A 17,937-nucleotide genomic window follows, 5' to 3' on the forward strand; every position below is an offset into this window, starting at 1 on the left:
CGGGCCCGGGGCTCAGCGCCCGGCCGGTGTGACGTTCAGCATCATGCCGGCCAGACCCCGAGCCCGGACGGACAGCTTGTCGGCCGCGGAGTTGAGCACCTGGCTTGCCGTGGCGTCGGGAGCGGAGAGCACGAGCGGAGTTCCCGAGTCGCCCTGTTCCCGCAGCGCGGGGTCGAGCGGCACCTGTCCCAGCAGCGGGACCTCGGCGCCGACGGAGGTCGACAGCGAGTCCGCCACCCGCTGACCACCACCCGACCCGAAGATCTCCATGCGGGAGCCGTCGGGGGCCTCGAACCACGACATGTTCTCGATGACACCGGCGACGCGCTGCCGGGTCTGGAGCGCGATCGCGCCTGCCCGCTCGGCAACCTCCGCCGCGGCCTGCTGCGGGGTCGTGACGACCAGGATCTCCGCGTTGGGGATGAGTTGCGCCACCGAGATGGCGATGTCGCCGGTGCCGGGCGGCAGGTCGAGCAGCAGGATGTCGAGATCGCCCCAGAACACGTCGGCGAGGAACTGCTGCAGCGCGCGGTGCAGCATGGGGCCGCGCCACACCACCGGGGTGTTGCCGGGAGTGAACATGCCGATCGAGATGACCTTCACGCCGTGCGCCTGAGGCGGCATGATCATCTTCTCGACCTTGGTGGGCTTGTCGCTCGCACCGAGCATCCGGGGCACCGAGTGGCCGTAGATGTCCGCGTCGACCACACCCACCGACAGGCCCTTGCGGGCCATCGCGGCGGCGAGGTTCACCGTCACGCTGGACTTGCCGACGCCACCCTTGCCCGACGCCACGCAGTACACCCTGGTGAGCGAGCCGGGCTGAGCGAACGGGATGACCGGTTCCTCCACGTCGCCGCGCAGCTGCTTGCGCAGTTCGGTGCGCTGCTCGTCGCTCATTACGTCCAACTCGACGCGCACGTCGCGCACGCCGGAGAGCGTCTCGACGGCGGCGGTGGTGTCGCGGGTGATGGTGTCCTTGAGCGGACAGCCGGCCACAGTGAGGTAGATGGCGACGGTCACGACCCCGTCGGCACCGACGGAGATGTCCTTCACCATGCCCAGTTCGGTGATCGGCTTCTTGATCTCCGGGTCGTGGACGTCGTTCAGCGCGGTGCGCACGTCCTCGACGCTGGGGGTCTCTTGCGTGGTGGTCACTGCTGCGGCACCGACCTTCTCGTCGCTGGTGAGTTGCGTTGCTGCCCTCATGCTACGTGCCGGTAGTACGGACGCTCCGGGCTGCGTCCGCTTCGTCAGGGGGCCACGATCCACGGTCGGGTGTAATATGGATCACGTCAGCTCGCTCGGGGTCGCGGTCCGGCGCCCACCGGAGAGGACGGCAGCCCGGCCCCGCGGAAGGTGGGGCGCGCGATGGAAACGGTGCTTGTCATCCTTGTCGTCATCGGCCTGGTGCTCGTGGTCGTGGCCGGGTCGTCGCTGCGGATCGTGCGCCAGTACGAGCGGGGGCTGGTGTTCCGGTTCGGACGGGTCGCGGGCCTGCCGAGGGAGCCGGGGCTGTCCCTGATCGTTCCCGGGGTCGACCACATGCACAAGGTGAACATGCAGGTGGTGACCCTCCCGGTGCCCGCGCAGGACGGCATCACCCGGGACAACGTCACGGTCCGGGTCGACGCGGTGGTGTACTTCCGGGTGATCGATCCGGTGCAGGCGATCGTCGGGGTGGAGAACTACCGGTTCGCCATGTTGCAGGTGGCGCAGTCGAGCCTGCGCCGCACGATCGGCGAGAGCAATCTCGACGACCTGCTGTCGCACCGCGAACGGCTCAACGAGGGACTGGAACTGATGATCGACAGTCCGGCCGTGGGCTGGGGTATCCACATCGACCGGGTGGAGATCAAGGACGTCGCCCTGCCGGAGACGATGAAACGGGCCATGTCGCGACAGGCCGAGGCGGAACGCGAGCGGCGAGGCAGGGTGATCGCGGCGGAGGGCGAGCTCCAGGCCTCGGAGAAGCTGTCTCAGGCGGCGGCGACCATGGCCGACACTCCGGCGGCGTTGCAGCTGCGTCTGCTGGAAACGGTCGTGGAGGTGGCGGCGGAGAAGAATTCGACCCTCGTCCTGCCTTTCCCCGTCGAGTTGCTGCGGTTCCTCGACGAGCGGGCGAAGCGTGACGCGGCCGAGCGGGCCACCAACCTCGGTGCCGACGGCGTGCTGCCCAGTCAGCAGCGTGCGGGCTGAGCGGGCGGCCGGGCGAGGCGGTCCCCGCCGTGTCCACCCGGTTTCCCCCGTGTGCGAAGCGTGAGATCATGGGTACACGTGCCGGTGGAGGCTGGCGAGGGACAAGCAGAACAAACGGGTGATGATCGTGACCGGTCCATTCACGTCGGGTCGACAGGCGCCGGGACTGCCGCGCCTTCCCACGCCGCCGTCCGGTTGGCCGATCGGCTCCTATTCCACCTACGAGGAGGCGCAGCGCGCCGTCGACTACCTCGCCGACAGTGAATTCCGGGTCGCCGACGTCACGATCGTCGGGGTCGACCTGATGCTCGTGGAGCGGGTGATCGGCAAGCTCTCCTGGGGGCGGGTGCTGGGCACCGGCGCCCTGTCCGGCGCCTGGTTCGGCCTGTTCGTGGGGTTGCTGCTCGGCCTGTTCAGCAGCACGCAGGGGATGTCGTACGCCCCCGTGCTGGTGGGTCTGGTCGCCGGTGTCGTGTTCGGGGCGGCCTTCGCCGCGATGAGCTACGGCAGCACGCGCGGTCGCAGGGACTTCTCGTCGGCGAGTCAACTGGTGGCGGGTCGCTACGACGTGCTGTGCCAGCCCCGCAACGCCGAAAAGGGTCGCGATCTGCTCGCGAAGCTGGCCATGGGTTCACACGGGTGATGCAACAAAATTTCCGTACCGCCCTACTTTAGTTACTGTGAGTACTTGCGCTGTGTGATCGGTGGGCCTAGGTTTATGGCACCGGTCACAGGCGGGACATCCGCCCCGTGACATCGAAGTCCGTGCACAAAGGGGTGGGTGGACTCCCCACCCTTTCGTGCGGTGGGGAGGAGAGCTCATGCTGAAGGCCGCTGTGCGGCGGCGACTCCGACGTTCACCCGGTCGGGCAGCGGCGATACTGGGAATCACCGTCATGACGGGGTCGGTGTTGGCCGCCTGTGGTACCGACGGCGGCACCCAGATCAACGTCTACATGTCGCCGGAAGACAACTTCCAGCAGGTGGTGGACAACTGCAACGAGCAGGCCGGCGGTCGCTACCAGATCGTCTACAACAAGCTCCCCCGCGACGCCGACGGTCAGCGCGAGCAGATGGTGCGCAGGCTGGCCGCGGGGGACACCTCGCTCGACGTCCTCGGCCTCGACGTGACCTGGGTGCCCGAGTTCGCCGAGGCGGGTTGGATCGAGGAGTGGACCGGCGAGAACAAGGCCGAGGCCGAGGCCGACGTGCTTCCCGGCCCGCTGGAGACCGCCACGTGGGACGGCGAACTCTACGCCGCGCCGAAGAACACGAACGTCCGGCTGCTCTGGTACGACGAGCGCATCACCCCGGAACCCCCACGCACGTGGGACGAGATGATCGCGATGTCGCGGCAGCTGCGCGAGCAGGGTGAACCGCACGAGATCCTGTTCACCGGCGCCCAGTACGAGGGACTCGTGGTCTCCTACAACTCGGTCGTCGAATCGGCCGGGGGCCGCATCCTCTCGGAGGACGGCCAGTCGGTGGAGGTCGACGACGGGGCGGTGCGCGCGCTGGAGATCTTCAAGGAGGTCAGCACGACCGGGCTCACGGACCCGTCACTGACCAACCAGCAGGAGGACGACATCCGGCTGGCGTTCCAGCAGGGACGCGGCGCGTTCCAGCTGAACTGGCCCTACGTCTACGCGTCCTACGCCGCCGAGAAACCCGACGAGCTCCAGCACTTCAAGTGGGCGCCCTATCCCGGTGTCGGTGAGCCGGGTACCGGGCGCAGCACGATCGGCGGTTTCAACCTCGCGGTGAGCGCGTCCTCACAGCAGAAGCCCGAAGCGTTCGAGGCGGCACTGTGCCTGCGCAGCCCCGAGAACCAGAAGTTCTCCGCCCTGATGTCCGGCGTGCCCCCCACGATCGAGTCGGTCTACGACGACACGGCGCCGCTCGACCCGTCGCAGCCCGCGGACGCGGACGAGAACCCGACCATGGAAATGAAGTACCCGATGAAGGACACCATCCGGGACGAGCTGAAGGACGCGGCGGTGCGGCCGTTGACCCCGGCGTACCAGAACCTGTCCATCGTCATGGCCAAGGTGCTGTCGCCGCCGACGGACATCGATCCGCAGGGCACCGCGCAGCAGTTGCGTGACCAGCTCGACCAGGCGCTCAGCTCGAAGGGCGTGATTCCATGAGTGACACGGCGGCAAGTCCGGCGACCGGGGCCGCATCGGCGACCCGGGTCGAACCGGAGCGGGGCGCGGCCCCGATGAGCGAGGGCAAGCGGGCCGAACGCCGGCTCGGGCTGCTGCTCGTGGCGCCGGCCGCGATCGTCATGATCGCCGTCACCGGCTACCCGATCCTGTACTCGGTGTGGCTGTCCCTCCAGCGCTACGACCTGCGCTTTCCCGACGAGCGGCAGTTCGTCTGGTTCGACAACTACGCCGCGGTACTCGGCAACTCCTACTGGTGGACGGCGTTCGGCGTCACCACGTTCATCACGGTGGTGTCGGTGGCGATCGAGTTCGTCCTCGGCATGGCACTCGCGTTGATCATGCATCGGACCCTGGTGGGGCGCGGTCTCGTGCGAACCGTGACGCTGATCCCCTACGGCATCGTCACGGTCGTGGCCGCGTTCTCGTGGTACTACGCGTGGACGCCGGAGACGGGGTATCTCGCCAACGCGCTGGCAGGCGACGGGGCACCGTTGACCGAGCAGTGGTCGTCGCTGGCGATCATCATCCTCGCCGAGGTGTGGAAGACGACGCCGTTCATGGCGTTGCTGCTCCTGGCCGGTCTGGCTCTCGTTCCGGACGATCTGCTCAAGGCCGCGTCGATGGACGGGGCATCCGCGTGGCAGCGCTTCACCAAGGTGATGCTGCCCGTGATGAAACCCGCCATCCTCGTGGCCCTGCTGTTCCGCACCCTGGATGCCTTCCGGGTGTTCGACAACATCTTCGTGCTGACGAGCGGCGCCAACGACACCTCGTCGGTGTCGATGCAGACCTACAACAACCTGATGAAGGGCCTGAATCTCGGTATCGGCTCCACCATGGCCGTACTGATCTTCATCGCGGTGGCGATCATCGCGTTCATCTTCATCAAGGTGTTCGGTACCGCGGCGCCCGGCAGTGATCAGGAGGGGAAGCGCTGATGGCTGTGTCGAGTCTGGGTACGGTCACCACGGGGCGCAAGGCCCGGTGGGCGCTCATCGACCTCGTCGTGGTGGTGTACGCGCTGGTGCCGGTGCTGTGGATCGTCTCCCTGTCGTTCAAGTCGAAGGAGACGCTCGCCGACGGCAACTTCATCCCGCGCGAATGGACACTGGACAACTACGCCGAGATCTTCGCGACCAACGAGTTCATCCGGCCACTGATCAACTCGATCGGCATCGCGATCATCGCGACGCTGATCGCGGTGGTGCTCGGCATGATGGCGGCCTACGCGGTGGCGCGGCTCGCCTTCCCGGGTAAGAAGGCGCTGGTCGGGGTGTCGCTGCTGATCGCGATGTTCCCGCAGATCTCGCTGGTCACGCCGCTGTTCAACATCGAGCGGGAGCTCGGGTTGTTCGACACGTGGCCGGGGCTGATCCTGCCCTACATCACCTTCGCGCTGCCACTGGCGATCTACACCCTGTCCGCGTTCTTCCGCGAGATCCCGTGGGAATTGGAGAAGGCGGCGAAGATGGACGGCGCCACCCCGGCGCAGGCGTTCCGGAAGGTGATCGCGCCGCTGGCCGCGCCCGGTGTGTTCACCTCCGCGATCCTGGTGTTCATCTTCTGCTGGAACGACTTCCTGTTCGCCATCTCGCTGACGTCCACCGAGGCGTCGCGGACGGTGCCGGCCGCGCTGTCGTTCTTCACGGGCACCTCGCAGTTCGAGGACCCTACCGGGACGATCTCGGCGGCAGCGGTGGTGATCACCATCCCGATCATTCTGTTCGTGTTGTTCTTCCAGCGGCGGATCGTCGCGGGGCTGACTTCTGGTGCGGTGAAGGGTTAGACAATGGCTGAGATCGTGCTCGACAAGGTGACCAAGCGGTTCCCCGACGGAGCCCTCGCCGTGTCGGAGATGGACATCCAGATCACCGACGGGGAGTTCGTCATCCTCGTCGGTCCGTCGGGCTGCGGGAAGTCGACGGCGCTCAACATGATCGCCGGGCTGGAGGACATCTCCTCCGGTGAGTTGCGCATCGACGGGCAGCGGGCGAACGAGAAGACGCCGAAGGACCGGGACATCGCGATGGTGTTCCAGTCCTACGCGCTCTACCCGCACATGAGCGTGCGGGAGAACATGGCCTTCCCACTGCGGCTGGCCAAAGTGGACGACGCCACGGTGCGCCAGAAGGTCGAGGAGGCGGCCGGCATTCTCGACCTCACCCAGCACCTCGACCGCAGGCCGTCCAACCTCTCCGGCGGGCAGCGTCAGCGGGTCGCCATGGGGCGTGCCATCGTGCGCAGTCCCAAGGCGTTCCTCATGGACGAACCGCTGTCGAACCTGGACGCGAAACTGCGGGGGCAGATGCGCACGTCGGTGTCGAAACTGCAGAAGCAGCTCGGCACCACCACCGTGTACGTCACCCACGACCAGACCGAGGCCATGACGCTGGGCGACCGGGTCGTGGTGCTGCGCGGCGGTGTCGTGCAGCAGATCGGGTCGCCGCAGTTCCTCTACGACCACCCCGCGAACCTGTTCGTGGCCGGGTTCATCGGCTCGCCGTCGATGAATTTCGTCCCCGCCACCCTGGAACAGGGTGCGCTGAACAGTGCCCTTGGCAAGATCGAGCTGTCCGACAGCGTGCGGCGCAAGGCCGAGGCGGCGGACGCGCCACGCGAAGTGATCATGGGCGTGCGCCCCGAGCACTTCGAGGACGCCGCGCTGGTCGAAGAGGGTCACCGCCAGGGCGGTGCGTCGTTCAGCGCCACGGTGGACGTGCTGGAGTCGATGGGCTCGGAGAAGTACGCGTACTTCAGCGTCGAAGCCGAGTTGGCGAGCACGGCGGAGCTGCAGGAACTCGCCGCCGACGCCGGAGCCGCCGACGTGCCGGGCGCGGGTTCCACCATCGTGTCGAGGCTGTCGGCCGCCTCGGCGGTCCGGGAGGGCGATCAGGCCAAGGTGTGGTTCGACGTGGACAGCGTCCAGCTGTTCGACCCGTCGTCGGGCCGCAACCTCACCTACGCGGAGTAACCCACACGCCGTGTCCGCAAGTTACGTAGCCGAGTCCGCACCGCACGGGTGCGGACTCGGCTACACCAACTGCGGACACGGCTACGTAATCTGCGGACACGGCTACACCGGTCAGCTCTGCTGGGCTCGCATCGTCTGGAAGAACTCGTCGTCCCACCGGTGGGTTCGCATCAGTCGGTACCGTTCGCACGCCACCCACAGGTACGCTTCCGCCTCCGTGCGCGTGCCCACCAGATCGGCCTGGCGCAACATGCGCACCACCGGCAGGTACTCGTCGTCGTACCAGCGCCTGGCGACGGTCGCCCGGTCGAGCATCGTGCCCTCGTCCTGCATCAGCCGGAATCCCCATGCCTCCACGTGCTCGCCGAGCTGGGCGTAGTTCCAGTGATCGGTCATCACGACGGCCGCTCTGGCCTCCCCGCGCAGCGGCACACGTTCGAGGAACAGCCTGCGGTAGTCCTTGACGATGAGGTCGCCGCGGTGCCGGATGCCCTCGGGGTTGAGTTTGGTCCTGACCTCCACGACGGCGGCCTCGATGGAGGTCAGCCCCAGCGCGAACGCCACCGACACCCGGTGGTGCCCGTCGATGACGAAGTGCAGGTCGCCGACGCGGTAGACCTCGATGGGCGGGATGTGCTCGCCGCGCCTGCTGGCGAGGGCCAGCCGCTCCCACCGCTGCCGCACCCTGGCCGAGGTCGGCCGGAACCGGCGGTCGAAGTCGCGGCCCCGGTCGACGCTGCCGACGATCGAGTCGAGCCGGACCACCCGGGTGCCGATCCGGCGTTCGCCGATCCTGCCGAGTGCCCGCACCACCTCGTCGAACGGCAGCATGATGTTGACGTCGTCGGGCTCGCGCCGGAGCCAGGTCGACAGCCGGGACAGCACCTGGCGGCGGCGCGCTCGCAGGAAGTCGTGTTCTGCGTCGGCCTTCGGGAAGCCGGTGTCGCGGTTCTTCACAACGCCTCCGTGGTCACCTCGGGGCCGAGCCCGAACACGTGGGCGCCGACGATGTTGCGCACGCGGGTGCCGTCGAGTCGGTGATCGGGCGGCCGGGGGCCGTAGGGGTGAACGTGCCCGTGCAGCAGCCAGCGCGGGCGCAGCCGCCGCACGGTGTCGTGCAGGCAGACGAACCCGCGATGCGGTGCGTCGGCGTCGTCGCCGCCGTCGCCCGCACCGCGGGGCGGGGTGTGGGTGAGCAGCACGTCGACGGGCCTGCGCCGGGCGCGGCGCACGAGTCCGCGCGCACGCCGTGTCTGTTCCCGTTCGGTCCACTGGTTCGGGCCGCCGTTGTAGCGCGGCGACCCGCCCAGACCCGCGATCCGCAGCCCCGCGACCTCGACGACCCGCCCGTCGGCGTTCAGCCCGCCGGACGGCCCCGGCCACTCGGACGGGAAGCCCGCGCGCAGGACGAGGCCGTTGCGGCGCGCGAACCCGCCGAGGTCGGGGTCGTGGTTGCCGGGCACGAACACCAGCGGCCGGTCCAGCGCACTCGCCAGGAAGTCGAGGTAGTCGAAGGGCAGATCGCCTGCCGCCAGGATCAGGTCGACGGACAGGGCCGCGACCCGATCCGTCCAGAACGACTCCTCGACCTCGTCGGCGACGGCGAGCACCCTCGGCGCGGACATGACTCCATCATCCCGGTCCGCGCGCGAACTCCGGGTTGGTCGCGATGATCGCGGTGACGATGACCACCCACGCGAAGGCGGTGGTGAGTCCCCAGAACTTGAGGTTGGTGAGCATGCGGGTCATGACCCACTCCTCCCTGTCGAAGTCGAGTGTGCGGCTGGCGCGGCGGGACGCGCCCGCTCAGAGCCACTTCTTCTTGCGGAACACCCGGTAGAGCACCAGGCAGATGACGAGGATGACCGCGATGACGGCCGGATAGCCGTAGCGCGAGTGGATCTCCGGCATGTAGTCGAAGTTCATGCCGTAGATCCCCGCGATGGCGGTGGGCACCGCGACGATCGCGGCCCACGCCGTGATCTTGCGCATGTCCGAGTTCAGTTGCAGCGTGATCTTGCCGAGGGTGGCGTCGACCAGTGTGGTCAGCAGCTCGTCGAAGGCGGCCACCCGTTCGCTGACGGTGGTGACGTGGTCGTGGACGTTGCGGAAGTAGGACCGCACCTCGTCGGGGACCAGGCGGGTGTAGCCCTCCGACAGCCTGCGCAGCGGGGTGGCCAGAGGTAGTACGGCCCTGCGCAGTTCGAGCACCTCGCGCTTGAACAGGTAGATCTGTTCCGACGTGACCCGGGTGCGCGGCGCGAACACCTCGGCCTCCATCGCGTCGATGTCGTCCTCGATGCGCTCGCTGACGACGAGGAAGTGGTCGACGACGTGGTCGGCGATGGCGTGCAGCACGGACGCGGGCCCGGGCAGCAGGCGCTCGGGATCGGCGTCCAGCTCCCGCCGCAGGTGCGCGAGCCCGGCGTGGTTGCCGTGCCGCACGGTGATGATGAAGTCGGCGCCGAGGAAGGCCATGAGCTCTCCCGACTCGACGATCTCGTTGGCGGTGGTCGGGGAATCGTGTTCCACGTAGCGCACGGTGCGGAACACCATGAACAGCGTGTCGTCGTAGCGCTCCAGCTTGGGCCGCTGGTGTGCGTGGACCGCGTCCTCGACGGCCAGCTCGTGCAGCCCGAACGTGTCGGCGACGCCCTGGATCTGCTCCTCGTTGGGCTCGTGCAGGCCGATCCACACGAAACCGTCGCCGCGCTCGCGGACTTCCTTGATCGCCTCGACGTGGGTCCACTCACCGGGCTGGCGCACACCGTCGACGTAGACACCGCAGTCGACGACATACGTCGGCGGCACGGGCACGGCGGCGGCGCGGCGGCGGCCGACGCGGCCGTTGCTCCGGGAACGCAGCTGACCGAGCGTGGGAATAGCGGGCATGGAACTCTCCTGGCTGCGATGTCGTGAACTCTGACGACAGGCATGTGCCAGCGGTCCCGCCCGGGCGGGAGTCCGGCCGCGTCAGCGCGGCATAGGACGTGGGCCGACCGGGAGGCGGGAAACGCCGGCGCTACTAGGAAGCGGACTATCGCCACTACTCATCTGGGTCCCCACCTCCTCTCGACTCGACGTCGGCCGGTGCGGGCGGGCCGGGAAACACCGGCCGCGGCGCGCGCACCACCTGACTGAGGCTACTCCTGCCCGCCGCCGGTTGTCCGCACCGGGCCGGGTGCGGCGCACCACGGGAGGTAAACCGGCTACGGTGAGGTCAGTTCCCGCGCACGGCTTTCGAGGATGACATGGCTTCGAGTCTGGACACCGCTCGCGAGCGGCTACGCCGGTTCGCCGAGCACGAGGCGGCGGACGCCTCGCCGCTGTACTCGCACCTCGCCGCGGAGGCCGCCACCGACGACGAGGTGGCCGGGCTGCTCACGGCCGCGTCCGGCGACGACGCGGACCCGGCGCTGCTGCTGGCCGCGGCCCACCGGCTGGTGCAGGCCGAGCCGATCCACCCGCTGTCGCGGTACTACCCCTCGCTGGGCGGGCTCGACGGTCCCGACTCGCAGACGTGGCCGCTGTTCCGCGACTTCGTGCTCGAACGTGCCGACCGGGTACGTGAGCTTGTCTCGACCCGGGCCACCCGGACCGACGAGGTGCGCCGCGCTGCCGTGCTGTACCCCGCGGTCGCGGGTGTGGCGAAGCGGGCGCGCGGGCCGGTCGGGCTGCTGGAGGTCGGGTGTGGTGCCGGGTTGTTGCTCGGGATGGACACGTTCTCCTACCGCTACCAGCGCGACGGGGGTGAACAACTCGTCGCCGGACCGGCGAAGGCCGTGGTGGGCCTGCACTGCTCGCTGGCGGTGGCCGACGGCGCGGTGTTTCCCGCCCTGCCGAAGAAGCTCGCGGTGAAGGCGAGGGTGGGGCTCGACCGCCATCCGGTCGACGCGGCCGACGAGGACGAGCTGGCGTGGCTGGAGGCGTGCGTCTGGGCCGATCAACCCGACCGGATCCGCCTGCTGCGGACGGCGGCGGGCGCCCAGCGCCGGTGGCAGCCCGAGCTGTTCGCCGGTGACGCGGTCGGCGACCTGGCCACGGCGGCAGGGCGGGTTCCGGACGAGCTGCCGCTGGTCGTCTTCACGGATGGCGTACTAGGGTCGCTGCCCGCCGAGCGGCGCGAGGACTTCGTCGCCGCGCTGGGGGAGATCGCCGCCCACCGCCCGCTGTCGTGGGTGGCTGTCGAGTACTCGGGGGACTCCGGCGATTCGGGGCTCGCGGCGTGGCTGAACCTGGTGGCACCCGACGCTGCCGCGCCGGCCGCCGCCACGGGGCAAGCCGTGCTGGGCGTCGTCGCCTTCGAGGACGGCCGGGCGCGGGGTGAGCTGCTGGCGAGCGCCGAGCCGCAGGGGCAGCGCATGACCTGGCTGGCGGGGTCAGCGGGGTAGCGCGTCCCACGTCCGGAGGGTCTCGGCCAGGCCCGGCGTGAGTGCGTCCCTGGTCGCGAGCGCGGAGAACTGGGCCGAATTCACCCAGCCGATGTCGTCGGCATCGTCTCCGGCGCACAACCGGCCGCCGGAGACCGTACACGTGTAGTCGCTGATCAGGTATCGGCCGAGCGGGACGGTGCCCCGGAGGGTGACAGGCGTGACGTGCAGCCCGGTCTCCTCGCGGAGCTCTCTGACCAGGGCTTCGGCGTCGGTCTCGCCGGGGCGCACCCGGCCTCCGGGCAGCGACCACCGGCCCCGATGCGGATCGTGCGCCCGGCGTACGAGCAGCAGGCGGCCGTCGGCGTCGAACACGATCCCGCCCACGCAGCGGACGCTGTCGGCCCGGTGCATCGGCGCTCACCTTCCTCCGTCGCGGAGCCGTGACGTCCCGCACTCGTCGTGTTGTGTATCACTCGAAAGCTTCACGGAGTGTAGTCGTGAATGGCAGACTGCGCAGTGCGCTGACCCAAGCGCAGGACTTTGCTGCCGTAACGGAGCGCAGTGCGGTACAAACTTAGTGGCACCAAGCCGCAACACAGGTCTGCACTTCGAGAGACGGGATTGATCGCCGATGAACGCGAAAAAGCTTGCGACGTTCGCTGGTATCGCGTTGGTCCTCTTCTTCGTGATCGCCCGACCGGACGAGGCAGCGGGGTTCGTGGACAACATCATCACCGCGCTGCGCGACGCCGCCGAGGCAGTGATCACGTTTGTCAGCAACGTCTTCAGCTGATCGACGGTAGGCTCCGGCCATGTTCGCGCCACGCGATCCAGACGAGTACCTGCTCGACACCGAGCGCCGGGTGATCAGGATCCGGCGGCACTGGTCCTGCCTCATCTGGCAGACCTTCGAGGCCGTCGCCCTGATCGCCGTGTGCGTCATGGTGTCCTACATCCTGCCGCCCGCCATGTGGGTGTTGCAGAACGTCCTGTGGTACGTCGCGCTGTTCCTGGTCCTGCGCTTCGCCTACCAGGTGATCGAGTGGTGGGTGGAGCGGTTGGTGGTGACCGACAAACGGTTCGTCATGACCAAGGGGGTCTGGACCACCCAGGTGCTGATGATGCCGATCACGAAGGTCACCGACCTCACCTACGAACGGCCGTTCCTCGGCCGCATGCTCGGCTACGGCACCATGGTCGTGGAGTCGGCCGGTCAGATCCAGGCGCTGAACCGCATCGAGTACCTCCCGAGGCCGGAGGACTTCTACGACACGATCTCGGAGCTCGTGTTCGGCGACAAGCAGAAGCAGGCCGAACGCTTCTCGATGATCAAGGCGCAGCGTGCGGCCCGGCGGAACAAGAAGATGGTCGGCTGAGGTCGGTCCCGCTCGGGCGGGACAATGGCCGGTGTGCGCATCGACCTGCATACTCACTCGACCGTCTCGGACGGCACCGACAGTCCCGCCGAACTCGTGCGCCTCGCGGCGGGCGCCGGGCTCGACGTGGTCGCGCTGACCGACCACGACACCACGGCGGGGTGGGAGCCCGCGGCGGCGGCCCTGCCCGACGGGCTGACCCTGGTGCCCGGTGCCGAGCTGTCGTGTGAGTCGACCTCGGCCGAGGGATGGCCGGTGAGCGTGCATCTGCTGGCCTACCTGTTCGATCCCGCCTCACCGCCGCTGGTCGCGGAGCAGCGCAGGCTGCGGCAGGAGCGGCGCGGGCGGCTGCGGGTGATGGCGGAGCGCATGGCCGCCGACGGTCTGCCCGTCGACCCCGACGAGGTGATGGCCGGGCTGGGCCCGGACGCCCCCGCCGGTCGGCCGCATCTGGCGAGAGCGCTGGTGCGGGCCGGCGTGGTCGCGACCGTCGACGAGGCGTTCGCGCGCTTTCTCGGCGGTGGCCGGGGCTACTACGTCTCGAGGGCCGACACGCCCGTGGTGACCGCCATCGAGATGATCGCGGCGGCGGGCGGGGTGACGGTGCTGGCTCATCCGTTCGCGGCGTCCCGGGGACCGACGGTCTCCGCGAGCACCATCGCCGAGCTGGCCGAGCGCGGTCTCACGGGCGTGGAGGTGGACCACCCCGACCACGCGCCGGACGTGCGGGCGCGGTTGCGGAGGCTCGCGGACGAACTGGGGCTGGTGCGAACCGGGTCCAGCGACTATCACGGCGCCAACAAGACTCTCGTGCTCGGTCAGGAGACGACGGAGGACGAGCAGTTCGGGGAGCTACTGGCGCGCGCCGAGGGCGAGCCGGTGCGGACCACCGGGGCCACGCCGTGACGGCGGAGATCTTCAACGCGACCCTGTTCCTCGAAGCGTTCATCACCCTGCTGGTGATCATGGACCCGCCCGGCACGGTTCCGGTGTTCCTGAGCCTCGTCGGCCGCAAGCCCCCGCCTGCGCGGGCCAGGGCGGCGCGCCAGGCGGTACTCGTGTCGCTGCTGGTGATCACCCTGTTCGCGGTGGCCGGCCAGGCGATCCTCGCCTATCTGGGCATCGGGATTCCCGCGTTGCAGGGCGCGGGCGGGCTGCTGTTGCTGCTGGTGGCGCTCGATCTCCTGACGGGCAAGGGCAGCTCGGAGCCGGAGGCCACCGAGGACGTCAACGTGGCGCTGGTGCCGCTGGGCACACCGCTGCTGGCCGGGCCGGGCGCGATCGCGGCGACGATCGTGTTCGTGCGGCAGGCGGACGGGCAGACCGGCGCGTACCTGGCGCTCGGCGCGGCCATCGTGGCGGTACACCTGGTGTTGTGGCTGTGTATGCGGTACTCCGGGGTGCTCATCAGGGTGGTGCGCGAGAGCGGCATCACGCTGCTGGCCAAGGTGGCGGGGCTGCTGCTGGCCGCCATCGCCGTGGAGCTGGTGGCCGACTCGGTCCGCGGTTTCATCGAAGGGGCGTGAGATGGCTCAGCTCGGATTCGACTTCGGCGTCGAGCCGACGCCGCTGCTGAAGGTCACCCCGGCGCGGCTGGGGCTCTACGACGACTGCCCCCGCCGCTACCGCATGACCTACCTCGATCGGCCCACTCCGGTACGGACGGGGCCGTGGGCGCACAACACGCTCGGCGCGGTGGTCCACAACGCGCTGCGGGAGCTGTTCACCCTGCCCCCGGCCGCGCGGACACCCGAGCGGGCCGGGGCACTGGTGGGCAAGCACTGGCGCAGCGCCGGTTTCGCCGACGCGGTCCAGATCGCGCGGTACTCGGAGGCGGCGCGCCGCTGGGTCGCGGACTACGCGAGCGACCACGACGTGACCGGTGAGCCGGTCGGGCTCGAACGGTGGGTGTCGGCGACGGTCGGCAGCGATCCCGCGCGCCCGGCGCTCATCGTCGAGGGGCGGATCGATCGCATCGACTCGCGCGAGGGCGAGCTGGTGATCGTCGACTACAAGACCGGTCGGGCGCGGCCCGGCGAGGCGGACGCGCGCCGCTCCCGGGCGCTGGCGCTCTACGCGGTGGCGGCGGCCCGCACGTTCCGCACGCCGTGCTCGCGGGTCGAACTGCATCACTTGCCGACGGCCACGGTCGCGTCGGCCGAGCACACCGAAGCCGACCTGCGCGACCAGGTGAGTGCGGCGGAGGAGACCGCCGCCACAGCGAGGGAGTTGACCGATAGGCTCACCGAGGGGGGCGATCCGGATGCACTCTTCCCTGCGCGCCCGGCACGTCGTTGTGCCTGGTGCGAGTTGCGTCCCAGCTGTCCCGAAGGGCAGGAGGCGGTACCCGCCGCCCGCCCGTGGGACTTGCTGGTGCCGACGGCGTGACGACGATGGGCGGAGTGAGATGGCTGAGCCGGACACGGTGGAGTTGAGCGTGGGAACCTCCGGCGGGGCACCGGACGCGCGGGTGCCCGTGTGGCGCGGAATCACCGGTTCGCTGACCGCGGGCTGGGTGGTGGTGCTCGTCGTGCTGGCGGGCGCGCAGGGGCTGGCCTGGAGCGGCGAAAGTGAGGGGCCGGGTGCGTACCCGCTGGTCGGCCACGGTGTCGGCGTGGTGCTCGCCGGGTACGCGCAGCGTCAGGCCGACCGGACCCGCGGCGCGCGAGCGGGCGCCGCGGGCGCGGGGGTGGCCGTGGTGAGCCTGCTGCTGTTGTGGCTGTTCTGGTGGTCGTGACGGGCGGTGTCGCCGCCGTCCGGCGGCTGATCCCGCTCAGCGTCCGGCGAGCCAGCCCCGCCAGCGGGGCAGCAGCTCCGCCAGCAGGCCGCGCGGGTTCTCGGTGTTCGGCGAGTGGGCCGAGTCGGGGACGGTGACGAACTCCGTTCCAAGCCGCCGGGCCATGTCCCGCTGGTCCGGAACGCTCCAGGCGTCGTCGTGCTGCCCGGCCAACACCAGGCCGGGCAGGTTTCGCCGCCGCAGCACCGCCGCGAGGTCGCCGGTCCGGTCCGGCTCGCCGCGCAGCCCGTCGGCCATGCCCAGCAGACACGCGGGCTCGGTGTGCAGGGCGTCGTGGCGTGGTCCTGGCGGCAGCGCCGCGGGTCCGCTGCCCAGCAGCGTCAGTCCCGCGACCGGAGCTCCCGCCAGCACCGCGGCTCGCGCCACCAGGCCGCCGTAGGAGTGCCCCAGCAGCAGCACCGGGCCGTCCTCGGTCAGCGTGGCGACCAGCTCGGCCACGACCGCACCCAGCGGGTCGGGCAGGTAGGCGGCGGGGTCCTCGGGCCCGGGCGACTCGTGCTGGCCGGGCAGATCGAGCGCCACCGGACTGATTCCCTCACTCGCGATGCCGTCCAGCAGCGGAGCGAAGTCCTCCTTCGACCCGGTGTAGCCGGGCACGAGCAGCGCGCTCGCCCCGGTGGCGCCGGTGCCCGCCCCGCGCAGCGCGGCGAGCGGGCCGTGGGCGCTCGGCAGTGACACCGACGACACCGCAGTGGTACCCCGGGCGATCACCGCAGTGCCACCACGGTCGCCCCGCGCTGTTCCAGCAGCACCGGTCCCGCCGCCGACAGGGAGACCGGGGCCCGCGATCCGCCGCGGTCCACGGCCACGGTGCGCGTGGTCTCGCCGGTCCGTTCGTCCAGCACCGCGAGACCGCCCGCGATGGGCACCACGTACTCGCCCGCGAACGCTGTGCCCGCCCCGAGCGTGTCCTCCACGGTCCAGCGCGGGCGCAGGTCGTCACCCGCGAGGGCCACCGTGCGCGATCCGGTGAACCAGAACACGCTGTCCCGGCCCTTCGCCGTCGCCGCGACCCCGGACTCCGGCACGGCGGCGAGTTCGGGTTCCGGGACGGCCAGATCGTGCGTGGCCTGCCGCCTGCCGTCGTGGTCGAAGACGTACAGCTGCCGTCGCTCGGGCAGCGCTACGGCCACGCGCTCGTCCGACACGGCCACCACCTGCGCGGTCATCTCGGGCAGCAGCGAGCTGAACACCTGCTCCGGTTCGTCGGCCTCGTCACCCGCCGCTCGCAACACCGTGAGCCGCGCCCCGGTCTCGCGAGGGCAGTGTTCGATCACCGCGACCAGGCCGGAACCGGCGGCCACGGTGGAGTACCGGCATTCCGGCCTCGGCTGCCTGCCCGGGTTGACCGGGGCGGGCACCCGGCCGTATTCGAGCGTCTTCACGAGATCGCTGCGCCACGTGTTGAGCAGTCGGGTGCCGGTGGTGGTGACGTGGTCCTCGCCCACCACCAGCGTGGTGGGCGCTTCGGCGTCGCCGTTGCGCTGTGCGGTGCGCGCACCGGTGGCGGGATCGAGCTGCGTGACCTCGCCGCACCACTCGCCCTTGCGGTAGACCGCGACGACCTTCGACCACGCGCCGTCCGTCGCGCACAGGGCGAGGTCGCGGGAGTAGCTCCAGCGGATCTCACCGGTCATCGGATCGCGTCCCGCGACGGTGCCGTCCGACGCGGTGACCGCGGACCCGCCCGCCGCGACCGGCCCATCCGTGGCCTCGCTGGGGGCGCGCCACCGCTCGGCGAGGCTGCCGGGCACCGCGGACGGCGGTTCCAGCCTCGCCGGGGGATCGGTCGTGGTGCGCTGGGTGGTGGCGCGGCTGTCGCTCACCAGCCAGAGCACGGCGCCGCCCGCGACGCACACCAGCGCCAGCGCCGCCGCGACGAACCGGTCGCGGCGGCGGTTCCAAGGGGAGCGGCCGGGTGTGCCGGGTTGCCGCACGGCCCGGCCGGGATCGGCGTCCTGGGGCCCGGCGGCAGCGAGCACGTCCTCCGTGCCCGGCGTTCGCGCCGCGGGAGTGTGCTCGCTGGGCCGTCCGGACGGGGTGCTCACCCCTC

Annotated in this window: 20 protein-coding genes; 13 read left to right on the forward strand and 7 right to left on the reverse strand. The window is 70.1% G+C overall.

Annotated features, from left to right (window positions below):
- Positions 1 to 12: 12 nt before the first annotated feature.
- Positions 13 to 1,158, reverse strand: coding sequence for an Mrp/NBP35 family ATP-binding protein (locus FFT09_RS22025; RefSeq protein ID WP_138383947.1), 1,146 nt, complete (start codon positions 1,156 to 1,158; stop codon positions 13 to 15).
- A gap of 213 nt (positions 1,159 to 1,371) precedes the next feature.
- Between FFT09_RS22025 and FFT09_RS22030 the strand changes: the two genes are divergently transcribed.
- The 6 genes from FFT09_RS22030 to FFT09_RS22055 all read left to right on the forward strand — a co-directional run bounded on the left by FFT09_RS22030 (position 1,372) and on the right by FFT09_RS22055 (position 7,338).
- Positions 1,372 to 2,199 carry a slipin family protein gene (locus tag FFT09_RS22030; RefSeq protein WP_138383890.1) on the forward strand — a complete coding sequence of 276 codons (828 nt, stop codon included), beginning with the start codon at positions 1,372 to 1,374 and terminating at the stop codon, positions 2,197 to 2,199.
- A gap of 121 nt (positions 2,200 to 2,320) precedes the next feature.
- Positions 2,321 to 2,842, forward strand: coding sequence for a YflT domain-containing protein (locus tag FFT09_RS22035; protein ID WP_024877641.1), 522 nt, complete (start codon positions 2,321 to 2,323; stop codon positions 2,840 to 2,842).
- Between the two features lie 178 nt (positions 2,843 to 3,020).
- Positions 3,021 to 4,346, forward strand: coding sequence for an ABC transporter substrate-binding protein (locus tag FFT09_RS22040; protein ID WP_024877640.1), 1,326 nt, complete (start codon positions 3,021 to 3,023; stop codon positions 4,344 to 4,346).
- On the forward strand, positions 4,343 to 5,305 hold the full coding sequence (locus tag FFT09_RS22045; protein WP_081193721.1) for a carbohydrate ABC transporter permease: 963 nt from the start codon (positions 4,343 to 4,345) through the stop codon (positions 5,303 to 5,305). Before FFT09_RS22040 ends, FFT09_RS22045 begins: the two co-directional genes overlap by 4 nt.
- The gene (locus tag FFT09_RS22050; protein ID WP_024877638.1) at positions 5,305 to 6,153 is read left to right on the forward strand and encodes a carbohydrate ABC transporter permease; all 849 of its coding nucleotides are present in this window, start codon (positions 5,305 to 5,307) and stop codon (positions 6,151 to 6,153) included. Before FFT09_RS22045 ends, FFT09_RS22050 begins: the two co-directional genes overlap by 1 nt.
- A 3-nt stretch (positions 6,154 to 6,156) precedes the next feature.
- Positions 6,157 to 7,338: an ABC transporter ATP-binding protein gene (locus FFT09_RS22055; RefSeq protein WP_138383891.1), complete on the forward strand. Its 1,182-nt coding sequence runs from the start codon at positions 6,157 to 6,159 to the stop codon at positions 7,336 to 7,338.
- Between the two features lie 111 nt (positions 7,339 to 7,449).
- Here FFT09_RS22055 and FFT09_RS22060 read toward each other — a convergent pair whose 3' ends face one another.
- The 3 genes from FFT09_RS22060 to corA all read right to left on the reverse strand — a co-directional run bounded on the left by FFT09_RS22060 (position 7,450) and on the right by corA (position 10,230).
- Positions 7,450 to 8,295 (reverse strand): chromosome partitioning protein ParB, encoded by an 846-nt coding sequence (locus FFT09_RS22060; RefSeq protein WP_081193723.1) that lies wholly within the window; start codon positions 8,293 to 8,295, stop codon positions 7,450 to 7,452.
- The gene (locus tag FFT09_RS22065; RefSeq protein WP_138383892.1) at positions 8,292 to 8,963 is read right to left on the reverse strand and encodes a metallophosphoesterase family protein; all 672 of its coding nucleotides are present in this window, start codon (positions 8,961 to 8,963) and stop codon (positions 8,292 to 8,294) included. Before FFT09_RS22065 ends, FFT09_RS22060 begins: the two co-directional genes overlap by 4 nt.
- A 181-nt stretch (positions 8,964 to 9,144) precedes the next feature.
- Positions 9,145 to 10,230, reverse strand: a complete 1,086-nt coding sequence (gene corA / locus FFT09_RS22070) for a magnesium/cobalt transporter CorA (protein ID WP_024877634.1) — start codon at positions 10,228 to 10,230, stop codon at positions 9,145 to 9,147.
- Positions 10,231 to 10,589: 359 nt separating this feature from the next.
- Here corA and FFT09_RS22075 point away from each other — a divergent pair, with 359 nt between their 5' ends.
- Positions 10,590 to 11,729: a DUF2332 domain-containing protein gene (locus tag FFT09_RS22075; protein WP_081193727.1), complete on the forward strand. Its 1,140-nt coding sequence runs from the start codon at positions 10,590 to 10,592 to the stop codon at positions 11,727 to 11,729.
- On the opposite strand, the gene FFT09_RS22080 is transcribed toward FFT09_RS22075, so the two are convergent.
- Positions 11,718 to 12,122: an NUDIX hydrolase gene (locus FFT09_RS22080; protein ID WP_138383893.1), complete on the reverse strand. Its 405-nt coding sequence runs from the start codon at positions 12,120 to 12,122 to the stop codon at positions 11,718 to 11,720. The genes FFT09_RS22075 and FFT09_RS22080 overlap by 12 nt on opposite strands.
- 220 nt (positions 12,123 to 12,342) lie before the next feature.
- Here FFT09_RS22080 and FFT09_RS23020 point away from each other — a divergent pair, with 220 nt between their 5' ends.
- From FFT09_RS23020 to FFT09_RS22105, 6 genes are read left to right on the forward strand one after another with little or no spacing between them, the layout of a single operon-like run.
- Positions 12,343 to 12,504: a hypothetical protein gene (locus FFT09_RS23020; protein ID WP_167305426.1), complete on the forward strand. Its 162-nt coding sequence runs from the start codon at positions 12,343 to 12,345 to the stop codon at positions 12,502 to 12,504.
- Positions 12,505 to 12,523: 19 nt separating this feature from the next.
- Positions 12,524 to 13,087: a PH domain-containing protein gene (locus FFT09_RS22085; RefSeq protein WP_024877631.1), complete on the forward strand. Its 564-nt coding sequence runs from the start codon at positions 12,524 to 12,526 to the stop codon at positions 13,085 to 13,087.
- 24 nt (positions 13,088 to 13,111) lie between these two features.
- Complete coding sequence (locus FFT09_RS22090; RefSeq protein WP_138383894.1) at positions 13,112 to 13,993, forward strand: PHP domain-containing protein; 882 nt, start codon at positions 13,112 to 13,114, stop codon at positions 13,991 to 13,993.
- Positions 13,990 to 14,613: a MarC family protein gene (locus tag FFT09_RS22095; RefSeq protein ID WP_024877629.1), complete on the forward strand. Its 624-nt coding sequence runs from the start codon at positions 13,990 to 13,992 to the stop codon at positions 14,611 to 14,613. Before FFT09_RS22090 ends, FFT09_RS22095 begins: the two co-directional genes overlap by 4 nt.
- 1 nt (position 14,614) lies before the next feature.
- A complete protein-coding gene (locus FFT09_RS22100; RefSeq protein WP_081193735.1) occupies positions 14,615 to 15,475 on the forward strand; it encodes a RecB family exonuclease in 861 nt (286 codons plus the stop codon).
- A gap of 19 nt (positions 15,476 to 15,494) precedes the next feature.
- Entirely contained in the window at positions 15,495 to 15,824 is a 330-nt protein-coding gene (locus tag FFT09_RS22105) for a hypothetical protein (RefSeq protein WP_081193737.1), read from the forward strand.
- A 36-nt stretch (positions 15,825 to 15,860) separates the two neighbouring features.
- Here the strand turns inward: FFT09_RS22105 and FFT09_RS22110 are convergent, their stop codons facing one another.
- Both FFT09_RS22110 and FFT09_RS22115 read right to left on the reverse strand, forming a co-directional pair.
- Positions 15,861 to 16,562, reverse strand: a complete 702-nt coding sequence (locus FFT09_RS22110) for an alpha/beta fold hydrolase (RefSeq protein WP_425273076.1) — start codon at positions 16,560 to 16,562, stop codon at positions 15,861 to 15,863.
- A 29-nt stretch (positions 16,563 to 16,591) separates the two neighbouring features.
- The gene (locus FFT09_RS22115; protein WP_138383895.1) at positions 16,592 to 17,932 is read right to left on the reverse strand and encodes an Rv3212 family protein; all 1,341 of its coding nucleotides are present in this window, start codon (positions 17,930 to 17,932) and stop codon (positions 16,592 to 16,594) included.
- Positions 17,933 to 17,937: the final 5 nt, after the last annotated feature.

This window comes from Saccharomonospora piscinae, assembly GCF_005862235.1.
Classification (GTDB): Bacteria; Actinomycetota; Actinomycetes; order Mycobacteriales; family Pseudonocardiaceae; genus Saccharomonospora; species Saccharomonospora piscinae.

What these genes read in the sequence shown, in the direction of transcription:
- FFT09_RS22030 (WP_138383890.1), top strand. Translation starts at nt 1,372, where the DNA reads ATGGAAACGGTGCTTGTCATCCTTGTCGTCATCGGCCTGGTGCTCGTG.
- FFT09_RS22035 (WP_024877641.1), top strand. Translation starts at nt 2,321, where the DNA reads ATGATCGTGACCGGTCCATTCACGTCGGGTCGACAGGCGCCGGGACTG.
- FFT09_RS22040 (WP_024877640.1), top strand. Translation starts at nt 3,021, where the DNA reads ATGCTGAAGGCCGCTGTGCGGCGGCGACTCCGACGTTCACCCGGTCGG.
- FFT09_RS22045 (WP_081193721.1), top strand. Translation starts at nt 4,343, where the DNA reads ATGAGTGACACGGCGGCAAGTCCGGCGACCGGGGCCGCATCGGCGACC.
- FFT09_RS22050 (WP_024877638.1), top strand. Translation starts at nt 5,305, where the DNA reads ATGGCTGTGTCGAGTCTGGGTACGGTCACCACGGGGCGCAAGGCCCGG.
- FFT09_RS22055 (WP_138383891.1), top strand. Translation starts at nt 6,157, where the DNA reads ATGGCTGAGATCGTGCTCGACAAGGTGACCAAGCGGTTCCCCGACGGA.
- FFT09_RS22065 (WP_138383892.1), bottom strand. Translation starts at nt 8,963, where the DNA reads ATGTCCGCGCCGAGGGTGCTCGCCGTCGCCGACGAGGTCGAGGAGTCG.
- corA (WP_024877634.1), bottom strand. Translation starts at nt 10,230, where the DNA reads ATGCCCGCTATTCCCACGCTCGGTCAGCTGCGTTCCCGGAGCAACGGC.
- FFT09_RS22075 (WP_081193727.1), top strand. Translation starts at nt 10,590, where the DNA reads ATGGCTTCGAGTCTGGACACCGCTCGCGAGCGGCTACGCCGGTTCGCC.
- FFT09_RS22080 (WP_138383893.1), bottom strand. Translation starts at nt 12,122, where the DNA reads ATGCACCGGGCCGACAGCGTCCGCTGCGTGGGCGGGATCGTGTTCGAC.
- FFT09_RS23020 (WP_167305426.1), top strand. Translation starts at nt 12,343, where the DNA reads ATGAACGCGAAAAAGCTTGCGACGTTCGCTGGTATCGCGTTGGTCCTC.
- FFT09_RS22085 (WP_024877631.1), top strand. Translation starts at nt 12,524, where the DNA reads ATGTTCGCGCCACGCGATCCAGACGAGTACCTGCTCGACACCGAGCGC.
- FFT09_RS22090 (WP_138383894.1), top strand. Translation starts at nt 13,112, where the DNA reads ATGGCCGGTGTGCGCATCGACCTGCATACTCACTCGACCGTCTCGGAC.
- FFT09_RS22100 (WP_081193735.1), top strand. Translation starts at nt 14,615, where the DNA reads ATGGCTCAGCTCGGATTCGACTTCGGCGTCGAGCCGACGCCGCTGCTG.
- FFT09_RS22105 (WP_081193737.1), top strand. Translation starts at nt 15,495, where the DNA reads ATGGCTGAGCCGGACACGGTGGAGTTGAGCGTGGGAACCTCCGGCGGG.